Origin of the sequence: Xanthomarina gelatinilytica (assembly GCF_000348685.1) — a bacterium.
Lineage (GTDB): Bacteria > Bacteroidota > Bacteroidia > Flavobacteriales > Flavobacteriaceae > Xanthomarina > Xanthomarina gelatinilytica.
In genome coordinates this window covers 721298-741245 of the sequence record NZ_ANLA01000004.1, presented here as the reverse complement: position 1 = coordinate 741245, position 19948 = coordinate 721298, and the positions used below count along the sequence as shown (strand labels likewise).

21 protein-coding genes are annotated in these 19948 nt (G+C 33.8%); 10 read left to right on the top strand and 11 right to left on the bottom strand.

All coding sequences use genetic code 11. The features are described from left to right. Positions 1 to 31 precede the first annotated feature (31 nt). From D778_RS03940 to D778_RS03930, 3 genes are all read left to right on the top strand, one after another. Positions 32 to 895 carry a sigma-70 family RNA polymerase sigma factor gene (locus D778_RS03940; protein ID WP_007647903.1) on the top strand — a complete coding sequence of 288 codons (864 nt, stop codon included), beginning with the start codon at positions 32 to 34 and terminating at the stop codon, positions 893 to 895. A gap of 211 nt (positions 896 to 1106) precedes the next feature. Beyond that, a complete protein-coding gene (rpsU, locus tag D778_RS03935; RefSeq protein WP_007647901.1) occupies positions 1107 to 1301 on the top strand; it encodes a 30S ribosomal protein S21 in 195 nt (64 codons plus the stop codon). Between the two features lie 10 nt (positions 1302 to 1311). Continuing rightward, on the top strand, positions 1312 to 1758 hold the full coding sequence (locus tag D778_RS03930; protein ID WP_007647899.1) for a GNAT family N-acetyltransferase: 447 nt from the start codon (positions 1312 to 1314) through the stop codon (positions 1756 to 1758). Positions 1759 to 1760: 2 nt separating this feature from the next. On the opposite strand, the gene D778_RS03925 is transcribed toward D778_RS03930, so the two are convergent. Then, a complete protein-coding gene (locus D778_RS03925; protein WP_007647897.1) occupies positions 1761 to 2555 on the bottom strand; it encodes a DUF2797 domain-containing protein in 795 nt (264 codons plus the stop codon). A gap of 163 nt (positions 2556 to 2718) precedes the next feature. Here D778_RS03925 and D778_RS03920 point away from each other — a divergent pair, with 163 nt between their 5' ends. Beyond that, positions 2719 to 4233 (top strand): GH3 auxin-responsive promoter family protein, encoded by a 1515-nt coding sequence (locus D778_RS03920; RefSeq protein WP_007647895.1) that lies wholly within the window; start codon positions 2719 to 2721, stop codon positions 4231 to 4233. Positions 4234 to 4560: 327 nt separating this feature from the next. Here D778_RS03920 and D778_RS03915 read toward each other — a convergent pair whose 3' ends face one another. Beyond that, the gene (locus tag D778_RS03915) at positions 4561 to 5433 is read right to left on the bottom strand and encodes a MerR family transcriptional regulator (RefSeq protein ID WP_007647893.1); all 873 of its coding nucleotides are present in this window, start codon (positions 5431 to 5433) and stop codon (positions 4561 to 4563) included. 151 nt (positions 5434 to 5584) lie between these two features. Between D778_RS03915 and D778_RS03910 the strand changes: the two genes are divergently transcribed. From D778_RS03910 to D778_RS03890, 5 genes are all read left to right on the top strand, one after another. Beyond that, the gene (locus D778_RS03910; protein ID WP_040491344.1) at positions 5585 to 7009 is read left to right on the top strand and encodes a fasciclin domain-containing protein; all 1425 of its coding nucleotides are present in this window, start codon (positions 5585 to 5587) and stop codon (positions 7007 to 7009) included. Positions 7010 to 7121: 112 nt separating this feature from the next. Next, positions 7122 to 8585: a phytoene desaturase family protein gene (locus D778_RS03905; RefSeq protein ID WP_007647889.1), complete on the top strand. Its 1464-nt coding sequence runs from the start codon at positions 7122 to 7124 to the stop codon at positions 8583 to 8585. 91 nt (positions 8586 to 8676) lie between these two features. Further along, a complete protein-coding gene (locus tag D778_RS03900) occupies positions 8677 to 9513 on the top strand; it encodes a phytoene/squalene synthase family protein (protein ID WP_007647887.1) in 837 nt (278 codons plus the stop codon). Between the two features lie 23 nt (positions 9514 to 9536). Next, on the top strand, positions 9537 to 9992 hold the full coding sequence (locus D778_RS03895; RefSeq protein ID WP_007647885.1) for a sterol desaturase family protein: 456 nt from the start codon (positions 9537 to 9539) through the stop codon (positions 9990 to 9992). A 3-nt stretch (positions 9993 to 9995) separates the two neighbouring features. Continuing rightward, entirely contained in the window at positions 9996 to 10688 is a 693-nt protein-coding gene (locus D778_RS03890) for a lycopene cyclase domain-containing protein (RefSeq protein ID WP_007647882.1), read from the top strand. Between the two features lie 32 nt (positions 10689 to 10720). Here the strand turns inward: D778_RS03890 and D778_RS03885 are convergent, their stop codons facing one another. The 9 genes from D778_RS03885 to D778_RS03845 form a co-directional block, all read right to left on the bottom strand. Next, positions 10721 to 11290, bottom strand: coding sequence for a hypothetical protein (locus D778_RS03885; protein ID WP_007647881.1), 570 nt, complete (start codon positions 11288 to 11290; stop codon positions 10721 to 10723). A gap of 11 nt (positions 11291 to 11301) precedes the next feature. Beyond that, entirely contained in the window at positions 11302 to 11736 is a 435-nt protein-coding gene (locus D778_RS03880) for a hypothetical protein (RefSeq protein WP_007647870.1), read from the bottom strand. Positions 11737 to 11746: 10 nt separating this feature from the next. Then, the gene (locus tag D778_RS03875; protein ID WP_007647868.1) at positions 11747 to 13483 is read right to left on the bottom strand and encodes a hypothetical protein; all 1737 of its coding nucleotides are present in this window, start codon (positions 13481 to 13483) and stop codon (positions 11747 to 11749) included. 104 nt (positions 13484 to 13587) lie between these two features. Continuing rightward, the gene (clpX, locus tag D778_RS03870) at positions 13588 to 14820 is read right to left on the bottom strand and encodes an ATP-dependent Clp protease ATP-binding subunit ClpX (protein WP_007647866.1); all 1233 of its coding nucleotides are present in this window, start codon (positions 14818 to 14820) and stop codon (positions 13588 to 13590) included. Between the two features lie 180 nt (positions 14821 to 15000). Then, on the bottom strand, positions 15001 to 15675 hold the full coding sequence (gene clpP / locus D778_RS03865) for an ATP-dependent Clp endopeptidase proteolytic subunit ClpP (protein WP_007647864.1): 675 nt from the start codon (positions 15673 to 15675) through the stop codon (positions 15001 to 15003). Positions 15676 to 15816: 141 nt separating this feature from the next. Beyond that, entirely contained in the window at positions 15817 to 17145 is a 1329-nt protein-coding gene (tig, locus tag D778_RS03860; RefSeq protein ID WP_007647862.1) for a trigger factor, read from the bottom strand. Positions 17146 to 17226: 81 nt separating this feature from the next. Next, complete coding sequence (locus D778_RS03855) at positions 17227 to 17574, bottom strand: phage holin family protein (RefSeq protein WP_007647860.1); 348 nt, start codon at positions 17572 to 17574, stop codon at positions 17227 to 17229. A 41-nt stretch (positions 17575 to 17615) separates the two neighbouring features. After that, positions 17616 to 18395 (bottom strand): alpha/beta fold hydrolase, encoded by a 780-nt coding sequence (locus tag D778_RS03850; RefSeq protein ID WP_007647858.1) that lies wholly within the window; start codon positions 18393 to 18395, stop codon positions 17616 to 17618. 40 nt (positions 18396 to 18435) lie between these two features. After that, positions 18436 to 19149 (bottom strand): pyridoxine 5'-phosphate synthase, encoded by a 714-nt coding sequence (locus tag D778_RS03845; protein WP_007647856.1) that lies wholly within the window; start codon positions 19147 to 19149, stop codon positions 18436 to 18438. A gap of 89 nt (positions 19150 to 19238) precedes the next feature. Here D778_RS03845 and D778_RS03840 point away from each other — a divergent pair, with 89 nt between their 5' ends. Further along, on the top strand, positions 19239 to 19898 hold the full coding sequence (locus tag D778_RS03840; protein ID WP_007647854.1) for a CBS domain-containing protein: 660 nt from the start codon (positions 19239 to 19241) through the stop codon (positions 19896 to 19898). Positions 19899 to 19948: the final 50 nt, after the last annotated feature.

Below are 19948 nucleotides of genomic sequence, written 5' to 3'. Positions count from 1 at the left end.
ATTGATAGATTGACACCATAAAATAATCTGAATGAGGCAATTAAAAATCACCAAGCAAGTAACAAATAGAGAGTCCAAATCGTTGGACAAATATTTGCAAGACATTAGTAAACTTCCATTAATCACAGCCGACGAAGAAGTTGAGTTGGCACAACGCATACGGGAAGGAGACCAACTTGCTTTAGATAAGTTAACCACTTCAAATTTGAGATTTGTGGTATCTGTTGCAAAACAATATCAAAATCAAGGACTCACCTTACCCGATTTAATAAATGAAGGAAATGCAGGTTTGGTAAAAGCTGCCAAACGTTTTGATGAAACCAGAGGATTTAAATTTATTTCCTATGCTGTTTGGTGGATTAGACAAGCCATATTACAGGCCTTGGCCGAACAGTCCAGGATTGTACGTTTACCACTTAACAAAATTGGATCTATAAATAAAATAAACAAAGCCTACTCCCATTTAGAGCAAGCACATCAGCGACCACCAAGTCCGGAAGAAATTGCCAAGGAGCTGGAAATGACCGTAAGCGATGTAAAACAGTCCCTTAAAAATTCTGGTCGCCATATATCTATGGATGCACCTTTAAAAGAAGGCGAAGATTCCAGCTTGTACGATGTGGTTAAATCTGGGGAGTCACCAAACCCGGATAAAACGCTTATGAACGATTCGTTGAACTTGGAAGTAAATAGAGCCTTAAATACCTTATCGCAAAGAGAAGCAGATGTGGTTAGACTGTATTATGGCATAAACAACGAACAGCCTATGAGCCTGGAAGAAATTGGCGAAACCTTTGGACTTACCAGAGAACGTGTAAGGCAAATAAAAGAAAAAGGGATTAGAAGGTTAAGGCACACATCAAAAAATAAGATATTGAGAACCTATTTGGGCTAGTGTATGATATCAATAATCCCTATGGATTTAAAATTGATGGTTTCCAAGGGAACTATGCGTGTATAAATTGAAGGGTGTTATGACGTTTTTAACAGTAACTCCAAAACAACTCAATAATCAACGGCTAAAAAACTGCAAAACCATATTTAAGAGAGTCGAAAAAATAAAAATTACATAACTTTACTATTTAACTAGAAAATAAATATAACACATGATAAAAATTGAAATAAAAGAAGGAGAAAAAATTGACAGAGCTCTAAAGCGCTATAAAAAGAAACACAGAAATGTGAAGATTATGCAGAATATTAGAGAGAACCAGTTTTTTACCAAACCTTCTGTAAAAAGAAGAAGACAAGTGCAAAAAGCTGCCTATATTCAAAGCTTAAGAGATCAAGAAGAGATCTAAAAACAGATATATGCTTTCTTTTAAAGTATATGATTGCAATACAAAACCTTCAGAAGAAGAAAAACAAAACATTGTCAATTTTTTACACACGCATTTACAGGAATTTAGTGATACCAAAGAAGATATTTCCAAATGCCTTGATTATGCTGTGAAAAACATTGAAACTTCTTTTGGAGGTTTTGTTTTGCTTATTAAAGAACATAAGGTGGTTATGGGCATAACCATTGTTAACAAAACTGGCATGAACGGTTATATCCCTGAGAACATCTTGGTATACATTGCCGTACACAAAAAGTCCAGAGGCAAAGGCATAGGCAAAAAGCTCCTACAAGAAGCCATAGCTTTGTTAGAAGGTGATGTTGCCTTGCATGTAGAGCCCAACAATCCAGCTATAAAACTGTATGAAAGTCTTGGCTTTACCAACAAATACTTGGAAATGCGATTAAAAAAAGACTGATTTTACACTAAGGATATTGCCACTACATACCCTTCACTGCCACGAATATTAAAAACAGTATTGTCTTCAAAAATAAGATATTGCCCTTTAACACCTACCAATTTCCCTTCAAAATTAGGGGTTTTATCCAAATTTAAACTTTTAGGTTTTGTTGGATACTGTAACACGGGAAACTGAATATTTGTTTCAGAATTTGAAGCAATAAAATAATCTTTGGCTTCGTCAGGGATATACTGTTTTAGTTTTTCTCTCCAACTTACCAAGTCTTCATCTGCAATATCATTTTTTAACATGGTTCGCCAATTGGTTTTATCTGCCACATGATCTTTTAGAGCCACTTCAGTAATGCCAGCCAGATATCTGTTTGGCACTTCAACAATTTCTATGGCTTCATGAGCACCTTGATCAATCCACCTGGTAGGGATCTGGCTTTTTCTGGTAACTCCCACTTTTACATTACTGGAATTTGCCAAATACACCACATGTGGCTGTAACTGTACTTGTTTTTCATATGCAAGGTCCCTATCCTCTTTGCCTAAATGAGCCGTACTTAATTCTGGCCTCATAATCCAATCGGCTGCTTGGGGAATATCAAAAAAACAACTTTTGCAAAATCCTTGTCGGAAGATGGGCTTATCCAAACCACAATTTAAACATTGATGTTTCACAAATTGAATACGTATAGTTTTTTCCAACAACTGATTTATGTGAATAAAGTCTGTCTCAAACACTAAATAATACTGAATAGGCTGAGAAAATTCCGTTTTCATTTTTGTTAAAACACCTTGGTAAGTCATTCGTTTAAATTTTTTTATTTCTAAAAATAGGATAAAAATTTCACGACATTAAGAAATTTGTATCAAATTTTTAAACATTCACTATGAAAGCTCTAAATGTGACTTTTTGATACCCATTTCATAAAAAAAGTATTATTTTTATTTTTTAAAACATCATGCAAATATGCCAATACCCATAGTAAATTCTATTGCTTCCTGGTTTTTAAAAAAGCGGTTCCATCAAATAGAGCTGTTTTTAAAATACCCCAATGAGGTACAACAAGAATTGCTTTTACAACTTATTAACAAGGCTAAAGACACTGAAATTGGCAAACAATATGGTTTTGAATCCATTACCGATTACAAAACCTTTGCTGAACGAGTTCCAATCTCCACGTACGAGGAGTATCAACAAAACATTGAACGTTCACGTTTGGGCGAAAACAATATTTTTTGGCCACAACCCATTAAGTGGTTTGCAAAATCCAGTGGCACCACCAACGCCAAAAGCAAATTTATTCCTGTTAGCGAAGACTCATTGGAAGACTGCCATTACGCAGCTAGCAAGGATTTATTATGCATGTATTTAAACAACAACGAAAACTCCCAATTATTTACAGGTAAGAGCTTGCGACTGGGAGGCAGCAAAGAACTTTACAAAGAAAACGGAACCACGTTTGGCGATCTATCGGCTATCTTGATAGATAACATGCCTTTTTGGGCAGAATTTAGTAGCACACCAAGCAACAAGGTTTCACTCATGAGCAATTGGGAAGAAAAAATGCAAGCCATTGTGGACGAAACCATACAGGAAAATGTTACCAGCTTGGCTGGTGTACCATCCTGGATGCTCGTGCTGCTTAACAATGTTTTAGAGACTACCGGAAAAAACAATTTATTTGATATTTGGCCCAATCTGGAAGTTTACTTTCATGGAGGTGTTAGTTTCCTTCCCTATAAAGAGCAATACAAAAATATTTTACCAAAAAAAGATTTTAGGTATTATGAAATTTATAATGCTTCGGAAGGTTTTTTTGCCATACAGGACCAAAACAATTCCAGTGAGTTACTGCTTATGCTGGATTATGGTATTTTTTACGAATTTATCCCTATGGATACCTATAGTACCACAAACGAAAAAATTATTCCACTAAGTGAGGTTGAAACCGATAAAAATTATGCCGTTGTTATTACTACCAATGCTGGACTTTGGCGTTATAAAATTGGCGATACGGTTAGGTTTACCTCAACAAACCCTTATAGGATTAAAGTATCTGGCAGAACCAAACACCACATTAATGCTTTTGGGGAAGAACTAATTATAGAAAATGCCGAAGACGCTTTAAAGAAGGTATGCAAAAAAACCAAAGCCGAAATTGTGGATTATACTGCTGCTCCTATTTTTATGAAAGGCAAGGAAAAAGGAGCTCACGAATGGTTGATTGAATTTAAAAAACCACCTACTGACATCAACTATTTTAACGAATTGTTTGACAATGCGTTAAAAGCCTTAAACTCCGATTACGAAGCCAAACGATACAACAACATGACCTTGAACAAACCTACCATCCATATTGCCAGGGAACAGCTGTTTTACGATTGGCTAAAACAAAACAACAAACTAGGCGGACAACATAAAGTCCCAAGACTTTCAAACAATAGGGATTACATGGATGCTTTATTGGATTTAAATAAATAGGAGGTTTTTAATCGGAAAAAAAAGTAAAAAAAATATTTATATCGAGTATTTTTTGTGCTTTATCTAAAAATGGACTTAGTCATTTTTTTCTTACATATAAAATACTAGTTTTACCATGCTATTAATTACTAACAATATCATATCTCTGGTATTTATATTAAAAAAATAAATACCAGTTGGATGTTGTTTTCAAGCGCAAAATTCCATTTAGCATTTAGGCATATTTCAAAAAAATATAGTGTCAAATTATTAATTAACATCCATACACCCTAAATAAAAAACCACTCAATTTGAGTGGTTTTTTATTATGCGTAAATATAACGAACTTTAATCAATTTGTTTCAATTTTAATATTAAATCATCTGGTTTGGATATAAATCCGATACGATCATCTTCCATAACATCTTCTATTACAGCTGGATTACCAGAAACCCAATACGGCACATTGGTCTGTTCCAAAATAGCATCCAGTTTTGTTTTAACCGATTCCTGGGTTGGAGTTATAAACATAGACAACATGGCATTGGGTTTAACTATGTCAATGACTTGTTGAATATTCTCCGTAGGCACATTTTGACCTAAATAATATACTTTCCATCCTAAATCCCTAGCCATATAATAAGCCAGTAAAAGACCTATTTCATGATGTTCATTTTCAGTTAAAAACATCAAGATAACTGGAGCATCCTCTTTAGGGTATGGCAAGGCATCAATGGCAGCAAACATTTTTTTCTTGATTAAATTAGAAACAAAATGCTCTTGAGCAGGCATGACTTTGTTAATTCCCCATAGAACTCCAATTTGATTTAAGAAAGGATAGATTATTTGGGTTGTGGTTTGCAAAAGGCCTCTTTTAACAATTTGTTCCTTAAGGATACTATCAAAAGTCACTTCATCCATCTCAAGCGCACTAATGATTAAAGCACTAATATCATCTTCCTCGGAACTTTCAATTAAGGTTGTAGCTATATGTTTGTGAATTTCTTCATCAGACATCTTATCTATTTTGGAAATTCGATAACCATTTCGGGTAAGAATTCCAATATTCATTAATTTTTTCAGTTGTTTGTCTGAATAATACCTGATGTTGGTATCTGTTCTCTCTGGTTCCAAAAAATTATATCTGGTTTCCCACTTTCGCAACGTATGTGCCTTAACACCTGTTAAAGCCACTATTTGCGCCATAGTATATACACTCATGTCTAATGTTTTACAAAGCAAAGTTAAACAAAAAATTCATCTAAAGAATATAAATAAAATTTATTTTGTCTAACTTTTTTTTTATTTTATTTGACAAAGTTAATAATTTTTATATATTTGTCCAAGTTTTAATTATTAAAAATAGACAAAAATGAAAACAAGACTCTCTTTACTCGTATTATTATGTGTCTCATTATTTATTACTTCATGTAGTAATGATGACGACAACAATCCAACACCAACACCTCCAATGGAAAAAAACATTGTTGAGTTGGCATTAGACACTCCAGAACTTTCCACTTTGGTTGCTGCTCTTTCCAGAGCTGATGGCGATTTGGTAAATGTTTTAAGTGGCAATGGCCCTTTTACGGTTCTTGCTCCTACAAACGCAGCGTTTACAGCTTTTCTAGCTGACAATGGATTTAGTTCCTTAGATCAAGTACCAACAGATGTACTTTCGCAAATTATATTAAACCACGTTATCATGTCTGATGTGACATCAAGCGATTTAATAGCAGCTGGTTCAGGCTATGCTAAAGGAAGCGCTACTGGAGCAGGAGATCAAAACATCAGTATCTTTTTTGACACCACAAATGGTGTAAGATTTAACAATGCTGCATCTGTATCTACAGCAGATATTAATGCGTCCAACGGAACCATACACATTATTAATGCTGTATTGGGTTTACCAGACATAGTGGATCATGCTATAGCAAACCCATCATTTACAAGTTTGGTGACAGCCTTGGGAGCTGCCGATGGCGATTTGGTTAGCGTATTAAAAGGAGCTGGTCCTTTTACAGTATTGGCACCAGATAACGATGCTTTTGCAACCTTTTTGGATGGAACAGCTCTAGGTGATGTAAACACTGCCGTTTTATCTCAAATTTTATTAAACCATGTTATTATAGGTTCAACCGTAACATCCAGTTTCTTGGTTGATGCAGGTTCAGGGTATACCAACACCGCTGCAACTGGAGCTGGTGGAAACCCAATGAGTTTATACTTTAATACTTCAAGTGGTGTGACTTTTAATGGCATTTCTACTGTTTTTGAAGCTGATATTGTTGGAACCAATGGTATTATCCATGCCGTAGAAACTGTAATTGGCATTCCTACTGTAGTTACGTTTGCTGCTGCAGACCCAAATTTCTCTACCTTAGTGACAGCATTGACAGATTTAACACCAGGAACAGATTTTGCAGCCATCTTATCTAGAACAGAAGGAAGCAATGCCGACGGAATCAATCCTAACTTTACCGTTTTTGCACCAACAAACGATGCCTTTGATGCTTTGGAATCTGTGCCAGGCGAAGCCGTATTGACACAAGTATTATTACACCATGTAATAGGCGAAGCCAATGTAACATCCAGTATGCTAAACAATCCTGGAGATACCACAGCTGCAACGCTTCAAGGAGACAACATGACCATTACACTTCCAGGAGCTGGTGATAACATTGCCAATATTACAGATGGCTCTGGAGCTTCAGATATTGGAATTATTGCAGTAGATGTTCAAGCAGGAAATGGTGTTATACACGTAATTAACAAAGTAATGATTCCTAATCTATAAGGAATCTCAATTCAAAAAATATATTTCAAATTCATATTGAAATAGGTTTTAGTTAGCTAGATGTGAGCCGGCAGCCTTTCTGGCTGTCGGTTTACTCAATTAAAAATTATAAATGAAAACAAAAAAAATTGTCATAATCGGTTCTGGTTTTTCCTCCCTTTCAGCTTCTTGTTATTTAGCAAAACAAGGCTTTGATGTTACTGTATTGGAAAAAAACAAAACTACTGGTGGAAGAGCAAGACAACTAAAAAAAGACGGTTTTGTTTTCGATATTGGGCCTACTTTTTATTGGATGCCAGATGTTTTTGAACGCTTTTTTAAAGATTTCAACACTCATTCATCCAATTTTTACAGCTTAAACAAATTACATCCTGCCTATCAAATATACTTTGGAAAAAAAGATTCCATATGCATTGCAGATAATTTTGAGGATATAAAACAAACTTTTGAGAATATTGAAAAAGGCAGTGGAGCCAAACTTCAAAAATTCATCAATAAAGCCCATAGAAATTATAACATTGCCATAAAGGACTTGGTTTATAAGCCTGGAGAACATGTTTTTGAAATTATAAACCACAAAACCTTTTTAAAGCTGTATGAGTTTGTGCTAACTATTAAACATCAGGTTTCTGGTTATGTTAAAAACAAACAGCTTCAAAAAATACTAGAATTTCCAGTATTGTTCTTAGGTGCTAAACCCAGCAACACGCCTTCATTTTACAATTTTATGAATTACGCCGATTTCAAATTGGGAACTTGGCATCCCAAAGGTGGCATGTACGAAGTGGTGAAAGCCATGACAACACTTGCACAAAGTTTGGGTGTGAAAATAATAACAGACAGTGAAGTAGAAAACATAGAAATAAAAAACAAATCGGTTACAGGTGTAACCACCAACTCAAGTTATTTCCCTTGTGATATTTTATTGAGTGGAGCCGATTACCACCACACAGAAACCCTATTGCCCAAGGCTTTAAGACAGTACTCCGAATCTTATTGGGACAAAAAAACATTTGCCCCTTCTGCGTTATTGTTTTACGTAGGGTTTAATAAAAAACTCCAGAACGTTTCGCATCATACCTTGTTTTTTGACACAGATTTTGAAGCTCATGCCAAAACCATTTACGATACCAAGGAATGGGCAGAAAAACCTTTGTTTTATGCTAGTTTTCCAAGCATTACAGATGCTGCCACTGCTCCAGAAGAAAAAGAAGCTGGTATTTTTTTAATCCCAATTGCTCCAGACGTTGAAGACACACCAGAAATACGGGAACATTATTTCAATCAACTTATGGATAGAATAGAAACCATTACAGGAGAGTCTGTAAAAAAACATATCCTTTTTAAAGAATCGTACTGTGTCAATAACTTTAAAGAAGATTACCATTCTTACAAAGGGAACGCATACGGATTGGCAAACACACTTACACAAACACATGTGTTAAGGCCCAAACTTAAAAGCAAGAAAGTGAACAACCTATACTTCTGTGGACAACTTACCGTTCCAGGACCTGGAGTGCCTCCTTCTTTAATTTCCGGGAAGATTGTAAGTGACTTAATTTTAAAATATCATTAACATGAAACATCCATTACTAAAATTTAATCACACAAAGGAATGATCGCATGGATGTTACATATGATCGATAAAAAACAATAAATATAAACAGATGAAACAGTTATTCGACTCCTCAAGCTTAAAATGCAGCAAAATTGTTACCAATGCCTATAGCACGTCGTTTTCTTTGGGCATCAAGTTATTTGCTCCATCCATACGTCCACATATTTATGCTATATATGGGTTTGTTCGATATGCAGATGAAATTGTAGATTCCTTTGAAGGTTATAACCAAAAAGAATTATTCCATGATTTTGTTGAGGACTATAAAAAATCCTTAGACAGAAAAATAAGTTTGAATCCAATTATTAATGCTTTTCAAGAAGTTGTGCATAATTATAATTTACATACCTATGCTGACGATTTTTTAAAGCGTATGGAAGCCGATCTATATGTAACGGATTACACAACCAAGGAGGCTTATGAAAATTATATATATGGCTCTGCAGATGTGGTTGGCCTAATGTGTTTACGTGTTTTTGTAAATAATGATGAAGCCAAATTCAACGCCTTAAAAGATTCGGCCAGGCATTTGGGATCTGCTTTTCAGAAAATTAATTTTTTAAGGGACATTAAAGACGACATGGAACAATTGGGACGCTCGTATTTTCCTAATCTGTCCAACAATATTTTGAACAACGCTACAAAGGAAGAAATTATTGATGACATAAACATAGACTTAAAAGAAGCCTATAAAGGGATTGTACAACTGCCTTTAGAAAGCCGATTTGGAGTTTATATAGCTTATAGATATTATTTAAAATTGCTTAAAAAACTTAAAAAAGCCGATTCTGAAAAAATCTTGAGTGGACGCATTCGAATCTCAAACGGTTTAAAGGTGTTTATTCTTACAAAATCATACATCAGATATAAATTGAACTTTTTTTAAACTAAAAATCAGTAACTTTCAATATGATTATTCTATTATACACAGTTATTACACTTGGCACTTTTTCCCTTATGGAATTGGTTACTTGGCTTACACATAAATATGTGATGCATGGGTTTTTATGGTATTTACACGCCGATCATCACCAACCAAAGTATCCACATGTGTTTGAAAAAAACGATGCTTTTTTTGTGATTTTCGCTATTCCAAGCATTTTGCTTTTTTATTTTGGGGCTGTTCCAGAGCTCAATTTTATGTTTTTTATAGGTTTGGGTATTTTTTTATACGGCCTAACATATTTTTTAATACACGATGTGTTGATACATCAACGTTTTAAATGGTTTAAAAACACCAAAAACAAATTTCTTTTAGGCTTGCGCAAAGCACATAAGGTACATCACAAACATCTTGGCAAAGAAAAAGGCGAGTGTTTTGGAATGCTGTTTGTTCCCAAAAAATACCACAACCAATACAAATAACCTATGGAAGCTTACACCTATTTATTGGTTAATTTAGCTTGTATATCAATCCCTTTCATTGCCAGTTTTTATCCAAAACATGCATTTTACAAAGATTGGAAACCTTTTTTTATGGCAAATATTATTGTGACTTTATTGTTTGTGGTTTGGGATGCCATTTTTACAAATCTTGGTATTTGGGGATTTAACAAAACATATTTGGTTGGCATCCATATAGGGAATTTACCTTTGGAAGAAGTCTTGTTTTTTATCTGTATTCCCTATGCGTGCGTGTTTAGTTATTTTGCGTTTCAATACTTTTTTAAATCCAATTTTTTACAAAAATCCCAAACCATCATTTCTTACTTCTTAATTACCATGTTATTGGTTGTGGGCATTTTCAATTACGGCAAATTGTACACAGCTGTCACCTTTTTTGTTACCAGTTTTTATTTAATATATTTAGTCTACAAAAAAACAGACTTGTCTTTACATTACTTAAGTTATCTGTTTGTAATGCCCTTTTTCTTTTTAAGCAATGGCGTATTAACAGGCAGTTTTTTGGTTGAACCTATTGTTTGGTATAACGATGCTGAAAATCTTGGTATTAGAATAAGCAATATTCCAATTGAAGACTCTGTTTATGGCTTGTTGTTGATATTTATGAATATTGAGTTTTATAATTATTTTAAACAAAAAAAAATAAAAACCACTTAGTTGGAGTGGTTTTTATTTTTTTTGTTTTTTCTTCAATGAACATTTTTAATAACCATTGGCTTTTCTCCTTCAATTATAATTAATTCAGTATGTCTAAACCTCACATATTGCTCTCTAAAATCTTTAATAAAATCTCTTTCTTTTTTGTTTTTAGGTAAATCTTTTGGTGTAATTTTAGGACCTAAAAAAGGTTCTGTTAATTTTCTTAATTTCTTCTTACTCTTACAAGAAAAAGTATACTGAAACAATTCTCTATTTAATTCATTATAAATTAAGACTAATTTTTCATCTATATAAGTGTAATAATCTGGATAACTTTTATCTTGATCATTTTTCTCTAAAGGATATGAGGAATCAGTAATATAATAAATTCTAAATATTTCTTTTTCTTTATTATAATTATTCAATCCTCTTATATCCACTTTTACATATCCTACATGATTAAAAAGAGAATCGAAAGTTTTTGTTTCTTTAATATATTCCGAAATAGTGCTTATTAAAACTGTATCTGTTAGTTCAATTTCATGAATTTCAAAATCTTGAGAAGGAACACTTAATATGTTAAAAACAAAAAAGATTAAAATTAAAAATGCATTTTTCATATTAGTCAATATTATTGAACTCCTGAAAATTCGAAAGTTTCCACTTCTCTTTTGTTAAAAACACCATGCTCTAATTTAATAGTAAATTTAAATTGTTCTTCTTCTTTAATCTCTAAAATAGAAGGATTATATAATCCTTCTATTTTATACAACTTACTATTTGTATAATAGTCTCCATCAGGAGCAGTTGATATGATTAAGCTTATTAAAACTTCATCTGTTCCTTCAAAATAATTTTCAGGAGTTGCTTTAGAATCTGAAATTTTAAATACTTTAACATATTGTCCACCATTCCAGAGCTCTCTGAATATAATATCTTTTGTGTCAATTCTTGCGAAAAAATAATTTGTGTCTAAATTATTTGAAATATCATTTACAATTACATTTTGAGATTTACAACCCAAACAAAATAGTAATAGCATTAAGATTATTATTGCTTTTTTCATATATTGAAATTTATCTTCTAACTGAAAAATGAATATGATCATTATGTCCACTTACATTATAATTATAGTTCCAAGTATTTGTTTCAATTGAATACTTATGTTTGAAATAGGGTCCAAAATTTTCTCGAACATAAGAAAAATTATCCATTGAAGTTTGTAATTGTATTATTTGATCATTTACACCAGTAATTATCATTTTTTGATCATTTATTCTACTAATATCTACAGCAGTTGCTTTCAAATGATTGCTGCTACCTGTTGAGCCATGTCCATTTGTTGTCGCCATAATATGTATACTAGTTATTTGATCTGTACTTGACAAATTACTATTAGCTTCTTCAATAGCAAATTTGATACCATCAATTAAATCTATTGACACAGGTTGATTTGCGTTTATTAAGTCTTTAGTCGTACCAAAGGTAACAGTTATTTCGTCGCCATTTGATAACACAAGTGGATTTGGTATTAATTCTTTACTCCCTAAATAAACATAATCATCATCTGGGACATTAACACTTATGTAAAGCTCATCAAATTCAACAACTCCACCATTCATCATCGCTTCTAAAGCTAATAAATCAAATTCCTTTGCCTCACCACAAGTAAGCTCTGTAACAACGTCAGATTGACAATGCTCTAAAATAAAACCTAGTAACTGAGCAACTTCTTCTTCATTGCTTTCTTTATTAACCCAAACAGCCTGTTGTAATGTTAATGTTATGCCATCAAAACTATTAAATACTTCTGATGGTTTTGGTGGTATTGCAACCACTGTTCCATTTCCTCCTGGCACAAATTCTCCCGTATTAGTACCTCCTGGTGTACTGCCTCCAGGCACGTGCGAGCCTGTCCCACCTTCTTCGTTTGGAAGATTCCCATCTCCCGTATTACCTCCATCACCACCACCTCCAGAGCTACATGTAATCTCAATAACTTCATAGCAATCATCAGGTGTGCAAGAACAATCGTCTGTATCTACACAAACTGTATATTGAAGTACATCACAACCATTGTCCATGGTTCGGTTATTGTCATCTTGTTCATCAACATCTATACCGTCTATAAATTCTTTTGAATCCAATAGATTATAATCTAAATCGAATCGATTCATAACACCACTAAAGGTTTCTATATTAAATATATAACTATTATCAATATACCAATCTGGATCTGGTTGCCATTGAATAATATACGCTAAGTAGCCATCGTCTTCTGGAAGTTTTATTAAGTGAAGGTTTTCAAAATCTGTTTGAGATTGAGAATTATTTGAATTTAAAATCCTAAAGGAATAAGACTCTTTACCATCTACATTTACAAACTGAAGGATGTCTGACAAATCTAAATCTCCAAATGTAGTGGTCATAAGCCTTCCTGTAGTATTAGAACCAATTTTGTTTAAGGCATGTTCAATATCTGGCAGGTCTTCAATAGTAAAATGATTAATGGTTTCTTTTTGATTTTGTATTGAATTAAAATCAACGTCTTGGATGTCGTCTTGTTTGCAGTTAAAGATTGTAAGAACAAATAAAATCAAGCAAATTGATATTAAGCTTAATCTAGACGATGTTTCGATGTTTCGATGTTTCGATGTTTCGATGTTTCGATGTTTCGATGTTTCGATGTTTAAAGATATTTTTTTCCATAAATTGATATTGTTTATTGTTATTAATTCAATAAACCTACATAAAAAAACAAAGAATTTTATACGTGTTACTACGTATTTTTCCTGCTTTTCGATGAAATACATGGTTGCTGTTACGGTTTTTCCGTACTTTTTGAAGAAAACTGCTTAAAAACAAAAAAGACCGTCTTTTTCAGACAGTCTTTTGTAAATAGAAAATTTTTATATATTTAAGAAACAGCCTTCAGCTTCTTAATAGTGGTTTTAGATAATTTCTCTTCGGCATAGGCCTTTGTTACCTTTATTTCTTTTTCGTCTGTACTAGGCAACTCGAACATGGCATCGGTTAAAATCTCTTCGCATAAAGAGCGTAAACCTCTAGCACCTAACTTGTATTCTATGGCTTTTTCAACTATAAAGTCTAATGCGCCATCTGTAATGCTAAAATCTATTTCGTCCATGGCAAACAATTTTTTGTATTGTTTGATAATGGCATTTTTAGGTTCTGTTAAAATGGCTCTTAGAGTTTTAGCGTCTAAAGGATCCATATAAGTTAACACTGGCAAACGACCAATAATTTCTGGAATTAAGCCAAAATCCTTTAAATCTTTTGGAATAATGTATTGCAGTAAATTACTTTGATCCACACGTTCATCAGACATGGAAGCGCTATAACCAACAGCTTGCATGTTCAAGCGTTTGGATATCACTTTTTCAATACCATCGAAAGCACCACCTGCAATAAATAATATATTCTCCGTGTTAACTTCTATAAACTTTTGGTCTGGATGTTTGCGTCCTCCTTTTGGTGGTACGTTAACAACGGTTCCTTCCAATAATTTCAATAAGGCTTGTTGAACACCTTCTCCAGACACATCCCTTGTTATTGATGGATTATCGCTTTTACGGGCAATTTTATCTATCTCGTCAATAAACACAATCCCTTTTTCGGCTTTGTCCAAATTGTATTCTGCTGCTTGCAATAAACGGGTTAAAATGCTCTCTACATCTTCACCTACATAACCAGCTTCGGTCAAAACCGTAGCATCTACAATGGCCAGAGGCACATTAAGCATTTTGGCTATGGTTTTTGCCATCAAGGTTTTTCCTGTTCCTGTTTGCCCAACCATGATGATATTTGATTTTTGAATCTCAATATCGTCATCGCTTGGAGGCTGCAAAAGTCTCTTGTAGTGGTTGTAAACAGCCACAGACATCACTTTTTTGGTGGTTTCCTGGCCAATAATATACTCGTCTAAAAACTCCTTGATTTGCTGTGGTTTGCGCAACATGAGTTCGGCAGAGAGTTCACTCTTATCGCTTTGTTTAGATTCTTCCAAAACAATGCCATGAGCTTGCTCGATACATCGGTCGCATATATGTGCGTCCAATCCTGCTATCAATAAATTTGTTTCTGGCTTTTTCCTACCACAAAACGAACATTCTAAATCTTCCTTTGCCATTCTTTAAGTTTAAGGTTCAAAGTTAAAAGTAAAAGAGAGTTAATAGTTTTAAAAAATCAACATCCACTTATAACCTTTACTTTGTTCAATATTTGCATTATTATATTATTCAGAACACAGCGAAGAATCCATTCTAAAAAAAATGTCTTGACTGCACTTTAAACAACATTTAAATTTAATTTAGCTACGTACTAAAATTTCATCAATCATTCCGTATTCTTTGGCTTTATCGGCTTTCATCCAATAATCCCTGTCACTATCTTTATATACTTTGTCGTAATCCTGTCCAGAATGTTTACTTATTATCTTGTAAAGTTCTTCTTTTAGAATAAGTATTTCCCTAGCAGTAATTTCTATATCACTCGCTTGACCTTGAGCACCACCTAAGGGTTGGTGAATCATGACACGAGAATGCGTTAAGCCACTTCGTTTTCCTTTTTCTCCAGCACATAACAAAACGGCTCCCATGGAGGCAGCCATTCCTGTACAAATAGTAGCAACATCTGGTTTAATGAACTGCATGGTATCATAAATGCCAAGTCCTGCATACACAGATCCTCCTGGAGAATTAATATATATTTGAATGTCTTTAGAAGAGTCGGTACTTTCCAAAAACAAGAGTTGTGCTTGAATTATGTTAGCTACTTGATCGTTAATTCCTGTTCCCAGGAAAATAATACGATCCATCATTAAACGGGAAAACACATCGAAGATGGCGATATTCATTTGGCGTTCTTCAATAATGTTAGGGGTTAGGTTTGTTGGGTACATACTACTTATAATCTTATTGTAATACGTACTGCTGATCCCTTGGTCTTTTATAGCGAATTTTTCAAATTCTTTTGCGTAATCCATAAATGTCTTGATATAATTAAATTGAATTAAAAAGGCGTTAAAATTACAAATTTCAACGCCTAAATATAAGGATTTATTCTTTAAAACTTTGTTAACACTTACACAAGGTCTGTGCTATTTTCAAGAATGTGAATGGACTGCTTATTTGTCGCCATAAACTTCTTTCACAAATGCCTCGTAAGTAAGTTCTTTGGTTTTAAGATTTGCTTTTTCTTTATAAAGCTCCAATAATTTCTGACTGATAATTTGTTCTGAAATTCTACGTGCCTCGTCTTGGTTGGATAAGACACGAGCCGCAATATCTTCCAATTCTTTATCTGAAGGATTCATTTGACCAAATTGAGCCATTTGCGCTTTAATCATTTCCTTGGCATGGTTTTTTATATCATCCATGGTTACCTGAATATTGTTCTCGGTAATTAGTTTTCCTTCAATCAATTGATAACGTAAGCTTTTTTCAGACTTTTCGTATTCTTCTTTGGCTTCGTCTTCCGTTAGTTGATTTTCTCCTGCTGTTTGCATCCATTTGGTTAGGAATTCAGCTGGCAAATCAAATTTCGTGTTTTCAACAAGATATTCAGTAACATCGTTCAACAGTTTCTGGTCTGCTTGCTGCTTGAACTGCTTTTCAGCATCTTCTTTTATTTTTTCCTTTAATTCTGTAACAGATTTTACAACATCTTTACCAAATAATTTATCGAACAGCTCTTGATCCAAATCTGCCAATTCACGCTCATTGATTTCAGTTATGGTAAATGTTACCTCAATATCCAAATCGTGAACCTCATCATGTCCTAATTTAAGAGCATGCATTAATTCGTGATCGTCGTTATAAAGTCCTTTTGTTTTTAAGGTAATAACATCTCCTACTTTGGCTCCAACAAATTTCTTTTCGGTAGCTTTACCTTTAAATTTGTCCAAGGTTAAGGTTACTGTGTTTTCAATGCCTTTTTCATCGTTTTTAAAAGTACCAGTAACTTCGCTGTCTTTGGTAACTTCTGTTTGCGATTTTAATTTTCCGTATTGCTTTTGGATGTTTTTAATTTGATCTTCAATCATTTCATCTCCAGCAACAATGGTATAGCTTGTAATGGCTTTTTTGCTTTTTAATTCTACATTAAATTCTGGGGCCAAACCAAGTTCAAATTCAAAAGACAATTTTTCAGAATCCCAATCCAGATTATCTTGTGGTTTTGGAATTGGATGCCCTAAAACATCTAATTTTTCTTCTGTTAAATATTTATTTAATGCTTCCTGTAATAACTTGTTTACTTCGTCAACCAACACAGCTTTTCCGTATTGTTTTTTTACCATTCCCATTGGTACGTGACCTTTTCTAAAACCAGGAATGTTTGCTGTTTTTCTGTAATCCGATAAGATTTTCTCAACTTTATCGCTATAATCGTCTTTAGCGATATCTACTTTTACTACAGCATTTAATGCATCAATGTTCTCTCTTGTAATATTCATTATATTATGACATAAAAATTGGGTTGCAAAAATACATATTTTTTACAACCCAACAAAGTTTTTAACGTATTGTATTTCAGCCTATCTTACATCTTCTTTTAACACTGAAAATAAGATGGATTGGAGAAAGGAAAGCAACAAACTAAATAGCAAGGCCACCCAAAAACCAGTAACGGTAAAACCATCAATAAAATTATCGGCCAAAAGGATGATGCCTGCGTTTATTACAAGTAAAAACAGCCCTAAAGTAACAACTGTTATAGGCAAGGTTAAAATTACTAAAATAGGCTTAACAAATACATTGAGCACCCCTATAACTATGGCCACAACTATAGCAGAAGTAAAGCCCTCAACAGCTACTCCAGGTAACAATTTAGCCAATAAAACCACTGCAATGGCAGTTAACAATACACGTACAATTAAGTTCATAAATTTAATTTTTTGTTGGATTAAAGGTAAAAAACCAAGTGTTACGAAACTAAAAATTTCATGACTTCGTTAAAAAAAACTTTCGGGTTTTCGGCATGTAGCCAGTGTCCCGATTTAGGAATGGTTACAATTTTGGCATTTGGAAAATGATTTTTAATAATGGCCTCGTCCTGCGCACCTATGTATTCCGACCTGTCTCCACGTAGAAAAAGCGCTTCTCCTTGATATTGTGCATGTATGGGCAATGCCTCTCCAATTTCTTCTATGTTTTCTTTAAGTACTTTTAAGTTGATTCTTAATTCAAGTTCTTTGGCATCGTTCCAATACAGGTTTTTCAATAAAAATTGACGGATTCCAAAATTTGAAATATACTGGGCCAATTGCTCATCTGCATCTCCTCTACTCTCAATTTTATTGAAATCGAGACTGCTCAATCCTTTTAATATCAATTCGTGATGCACTGGGTAATATCTTGGTGAAATGTCTGCAATCAATAATTTTGAAACCATTTCCGGATAGGTTGCTGCAAAAAGCATGGCGACTTTTCCACCCATGGAATGCCCCAATAAAACTATGTGTTTTAATTGATGAGCATCACAATAAGTTTTTAAGTCCTGTACCAAGACTTCATAATTAAAAACATCGCTATGAAAGCTTCTTCCATGGTTTCGCTGGTCCAACAAATGAACCTCAAAATTGTTTTCACTAAACTGTGTGCCAAGGGTTTTCCAATTATCGCTCATCCCTAAAAACCCATGAAGAATCACAAAAGGGGTTCCTTCACCCAAAATATTTGAATATAACGTTTCTTTTTTTTTCATGAATACATGCGTTTTTTATTAATATGTTTGCTCCCGGACACTACCCAAGTTTCTGTAAGTACATTTGTATAACATTTTCAACACCCAAATACAAGCTTTCAGATATAAGCGCGTGACCTATGGAAACTTCCAGTAATCCCGGAATATGCTCTTTAAAGAACTTTATATTATCCAACGACAAATCGTGACCAGCATTCACTCCCAGACCCATACTGTTTGCCAACTCTGCACATGCTGCATAAGGTTTTACAGCCAATTTGTTCCCTAAAGCAAATTCGTGAGCAAAAGCTTCTGTATAAAGTTCTATCCTATCGGTTCCCGTAGCTTTTGCACCTTCTATTTGTTTCAATTCTGGATCGACAAAAATGGAGGTTCTAATGCCATGGTTTTTAAATTCTTTTATAACATCTATTAAAAAATCCTTGTTTTTAACAGTATCCCAACCAGCATTACTGGTAATGGCATCAACAGCATCGGGAACCAGAGTCACTTGGGTTGGTTTTAGCTCTAATACCATATTTACAAATTTATCTATTGGGTTTCCTTCAATATTATACTCAGTATAAACTTCACTTTTTAAATCGTAAGCATCTTGATACCTTATATGTCTTTCATCCGGTCTTGGATGGATGGTGACTCCTTGGGCCCCAAAAGCTTGCACATCTTTAGCAAACTGTACCACATTAGGAAAATTGCCTCCTCTAGAGTTTCTTAAGGTAGCTATCTTGTTTATATTTACGCTTAATTTTGTCATAACCTTTTATTTAATCCTACAAAAATACAAAGTCAATCAAGGTTATTGTAGTAAAATTTAATTAATTTGCAGGAACTTTAATGGAAACAATGAATCTTTCAGAATATATTATAAACGATATAAAACCTCTTGACAGGGACGATAAAATTGGGGACATTCAGCTTTTGTTCAACCAATTAACATATTCGCATATTCCCATTAAGAACAAAGAAGGTGTTTATTTGGGTTGTATGTCTGAAACAGATGCACATTGTTTTAACAGTACAAAACCTTTATCAGAATACAGTCATGCCATAGAAGGCTTTTATGTAAGGCACAACACGGTATGGCTGGATGTATTGGAAGCTTTTGCCCAAAATTCCACGAATATCATGCCTGTGTTAAACGAAAAAAACATCTATTTAGGATATTATGAGCTAAATGACATTATAGGCTTGTTTAACGAAACCCCTTTCTTTGCCGAAGCTGGAAGCATTTTAATTGTTGAAAAAGGCACAACCGATTACTCCTTTAGCGAACTGAGCCAAATTGTTGAATCCAACAACGGAAAATTATTAGGTGCTTTTATTTCTAAAATGGAAAACGACCTCGTACAAATAACCCTGAAAATTGGGAACACTGGATTAAACGATATTATGCAGACTTTTAGACGCTATAGTTATAATGTGATTTCTGGCCACGAAGAAGACAGTTACATGGAAAGTTTAAAAGACCGATCGGATTATTTAAATAAATATTTAAACATATAAGGATGAAACAGCCTAGCCCTAAAGCTGCATGCTTAAGAGCATGATTCATT

Bases quoted from the DNA above. Each gene is read 5' to 3' on its own strand.
- D778_RS03940 (WP_007647903.1), top strand. From the start codon at position 32: ATGAGGCAATTAAAAATCACCAAGCAAGTAACAAATAGAGAGTCCAAA.
- rpsU (WP_007647901.1), top strand. From the start codon at position 1,107: ATGATAAAAATTGAAATAAAAGAAGGAGAAAAAATTGACAGAGCTCTA.
- D778_RS03930 (WP_007647899.1), top strand. From the start codon at position 1,312: ATGCTTTCTTTTAAAGTATATGATTGCAATACAAAACCTTCAGAAGAA.
- D778_RS03925 (WP_007647897.1), bottom strand. From the start codon at position 2,555: ATGACTTACCAAGGTGTTTTAACAAAAATGAAAACGGAATTTTCTCAG.
- D778_RS03920 (WP_007647895.1), top strand. From the start codon at position 2,719: ATGCCAATACCCATAGTAAATTCTATTGCTTCCTGGTTTTTAAAAAAG.
- D778_RS03915 (WP_007647893.1), bottom strand. From the start codon at position 5,433: ATGAGTGTATATACTATGGCGCAAATAGTGGCTTTAACAGGTGTTAAG.
- D778_RS03910 (WP_040491344.1), top strand. From the start codon at position 5,585: ATGAAAACAAGACTCTCTTTACTCGTATTATTATGTGTCTCATTATTT.
- D778_RS03905 (WP_007647889.1), top strand. From the start codon at position 7,122: ATGAAAACAAAAAAAATTGTCATAATCGGTTCTGGTTTTTCCTCCCTT.
- D778_RS03900 (WP_007647887.1), top strand. From the start codon at position 8,677: ATGAAACAGTTATTCGACTCCTCAAGCTTAAAATGCAGCAAAATTGTT.
- D778_RS03895 (WP_007647885.1), top strand. From the start codon at position 9,537: ATGATTATTCTATTATACACAGTTATTACACTTGGCACTTTTTCCCTT.
- D778_RS03890 (WP_007647882.1), top strand. From the start codon at position 9,996: ATGGAAGCTTACACCTATTTATTGGTTAATTTAGCTTGTATATCAATC.
- D778_RS03885 (WP_007647881.1), bottom strand. From the start codon at position 11,290: ATGAAAAATGCATTTTTAATTTTAATCTTTTTTGTTTTTAACATATTA.
- D778_RS03880 (WP_007647870.1), bottom strand. From the start codon at position 11,736: ATGAAAAAAGCAATAATAATCTTAATGCTATTACTATTTTGTTTGGGT.
- D778_RS03875 (WP_007647868.1), bottom strand. From the start codon at position 13,483: ATGTATTTCATCGAAAAGCAGGAAAAATACGTAGTAACACGTATAAAA.
- clpX (WP_007647866.1), bottom strand. From the start codon at position 14,820: ATGGCAAAGGAAGATTTAGAATGTTCGTTTTGTGGTAGGAAAAAGCCA.
- clpP (WP_007647864.1), bottom strand. From the start codon at position 15,675: ATGGATTACGCAAAAGAATTTGAAAAATTCGCTATAAAAGACCAAGGG.
- tig (WP_007647862.1), bottom strand. From the start codon at position 17,145: ATGAATATTACAAGAGAGAACATTGATGCATTAAATGCTGTAGTAAAA.
- D778_RS03855 (WP_007647860.1), bottom strand. From the start codon at position 17,574: ATGAACTTAATTGTACGTGTATTGTTAACTGCCATTGCAGTGGTTTTA.
- D778_RS03850 (WP_007647858.1), bottom strand. From the start codon at position 18,395: ATGAAAAAAAAAGAAACGTTATATTCAAATATTTTGGGTGAAGGAACC.
- D778_RS03845 (WP_007647856.1), bottom strand. From the start codon at position 19,149: ATGACAAAATTAAGCGTAAATATAAACAAGATAGCTACCTTAAGAAAC.
- D778_RS03840 (WP_007647854.1), top strand. From the start codon at position 19,239: ATGAATCTTTCAGAATATATTATAAACGATATAAAACCTCTTGACAGG.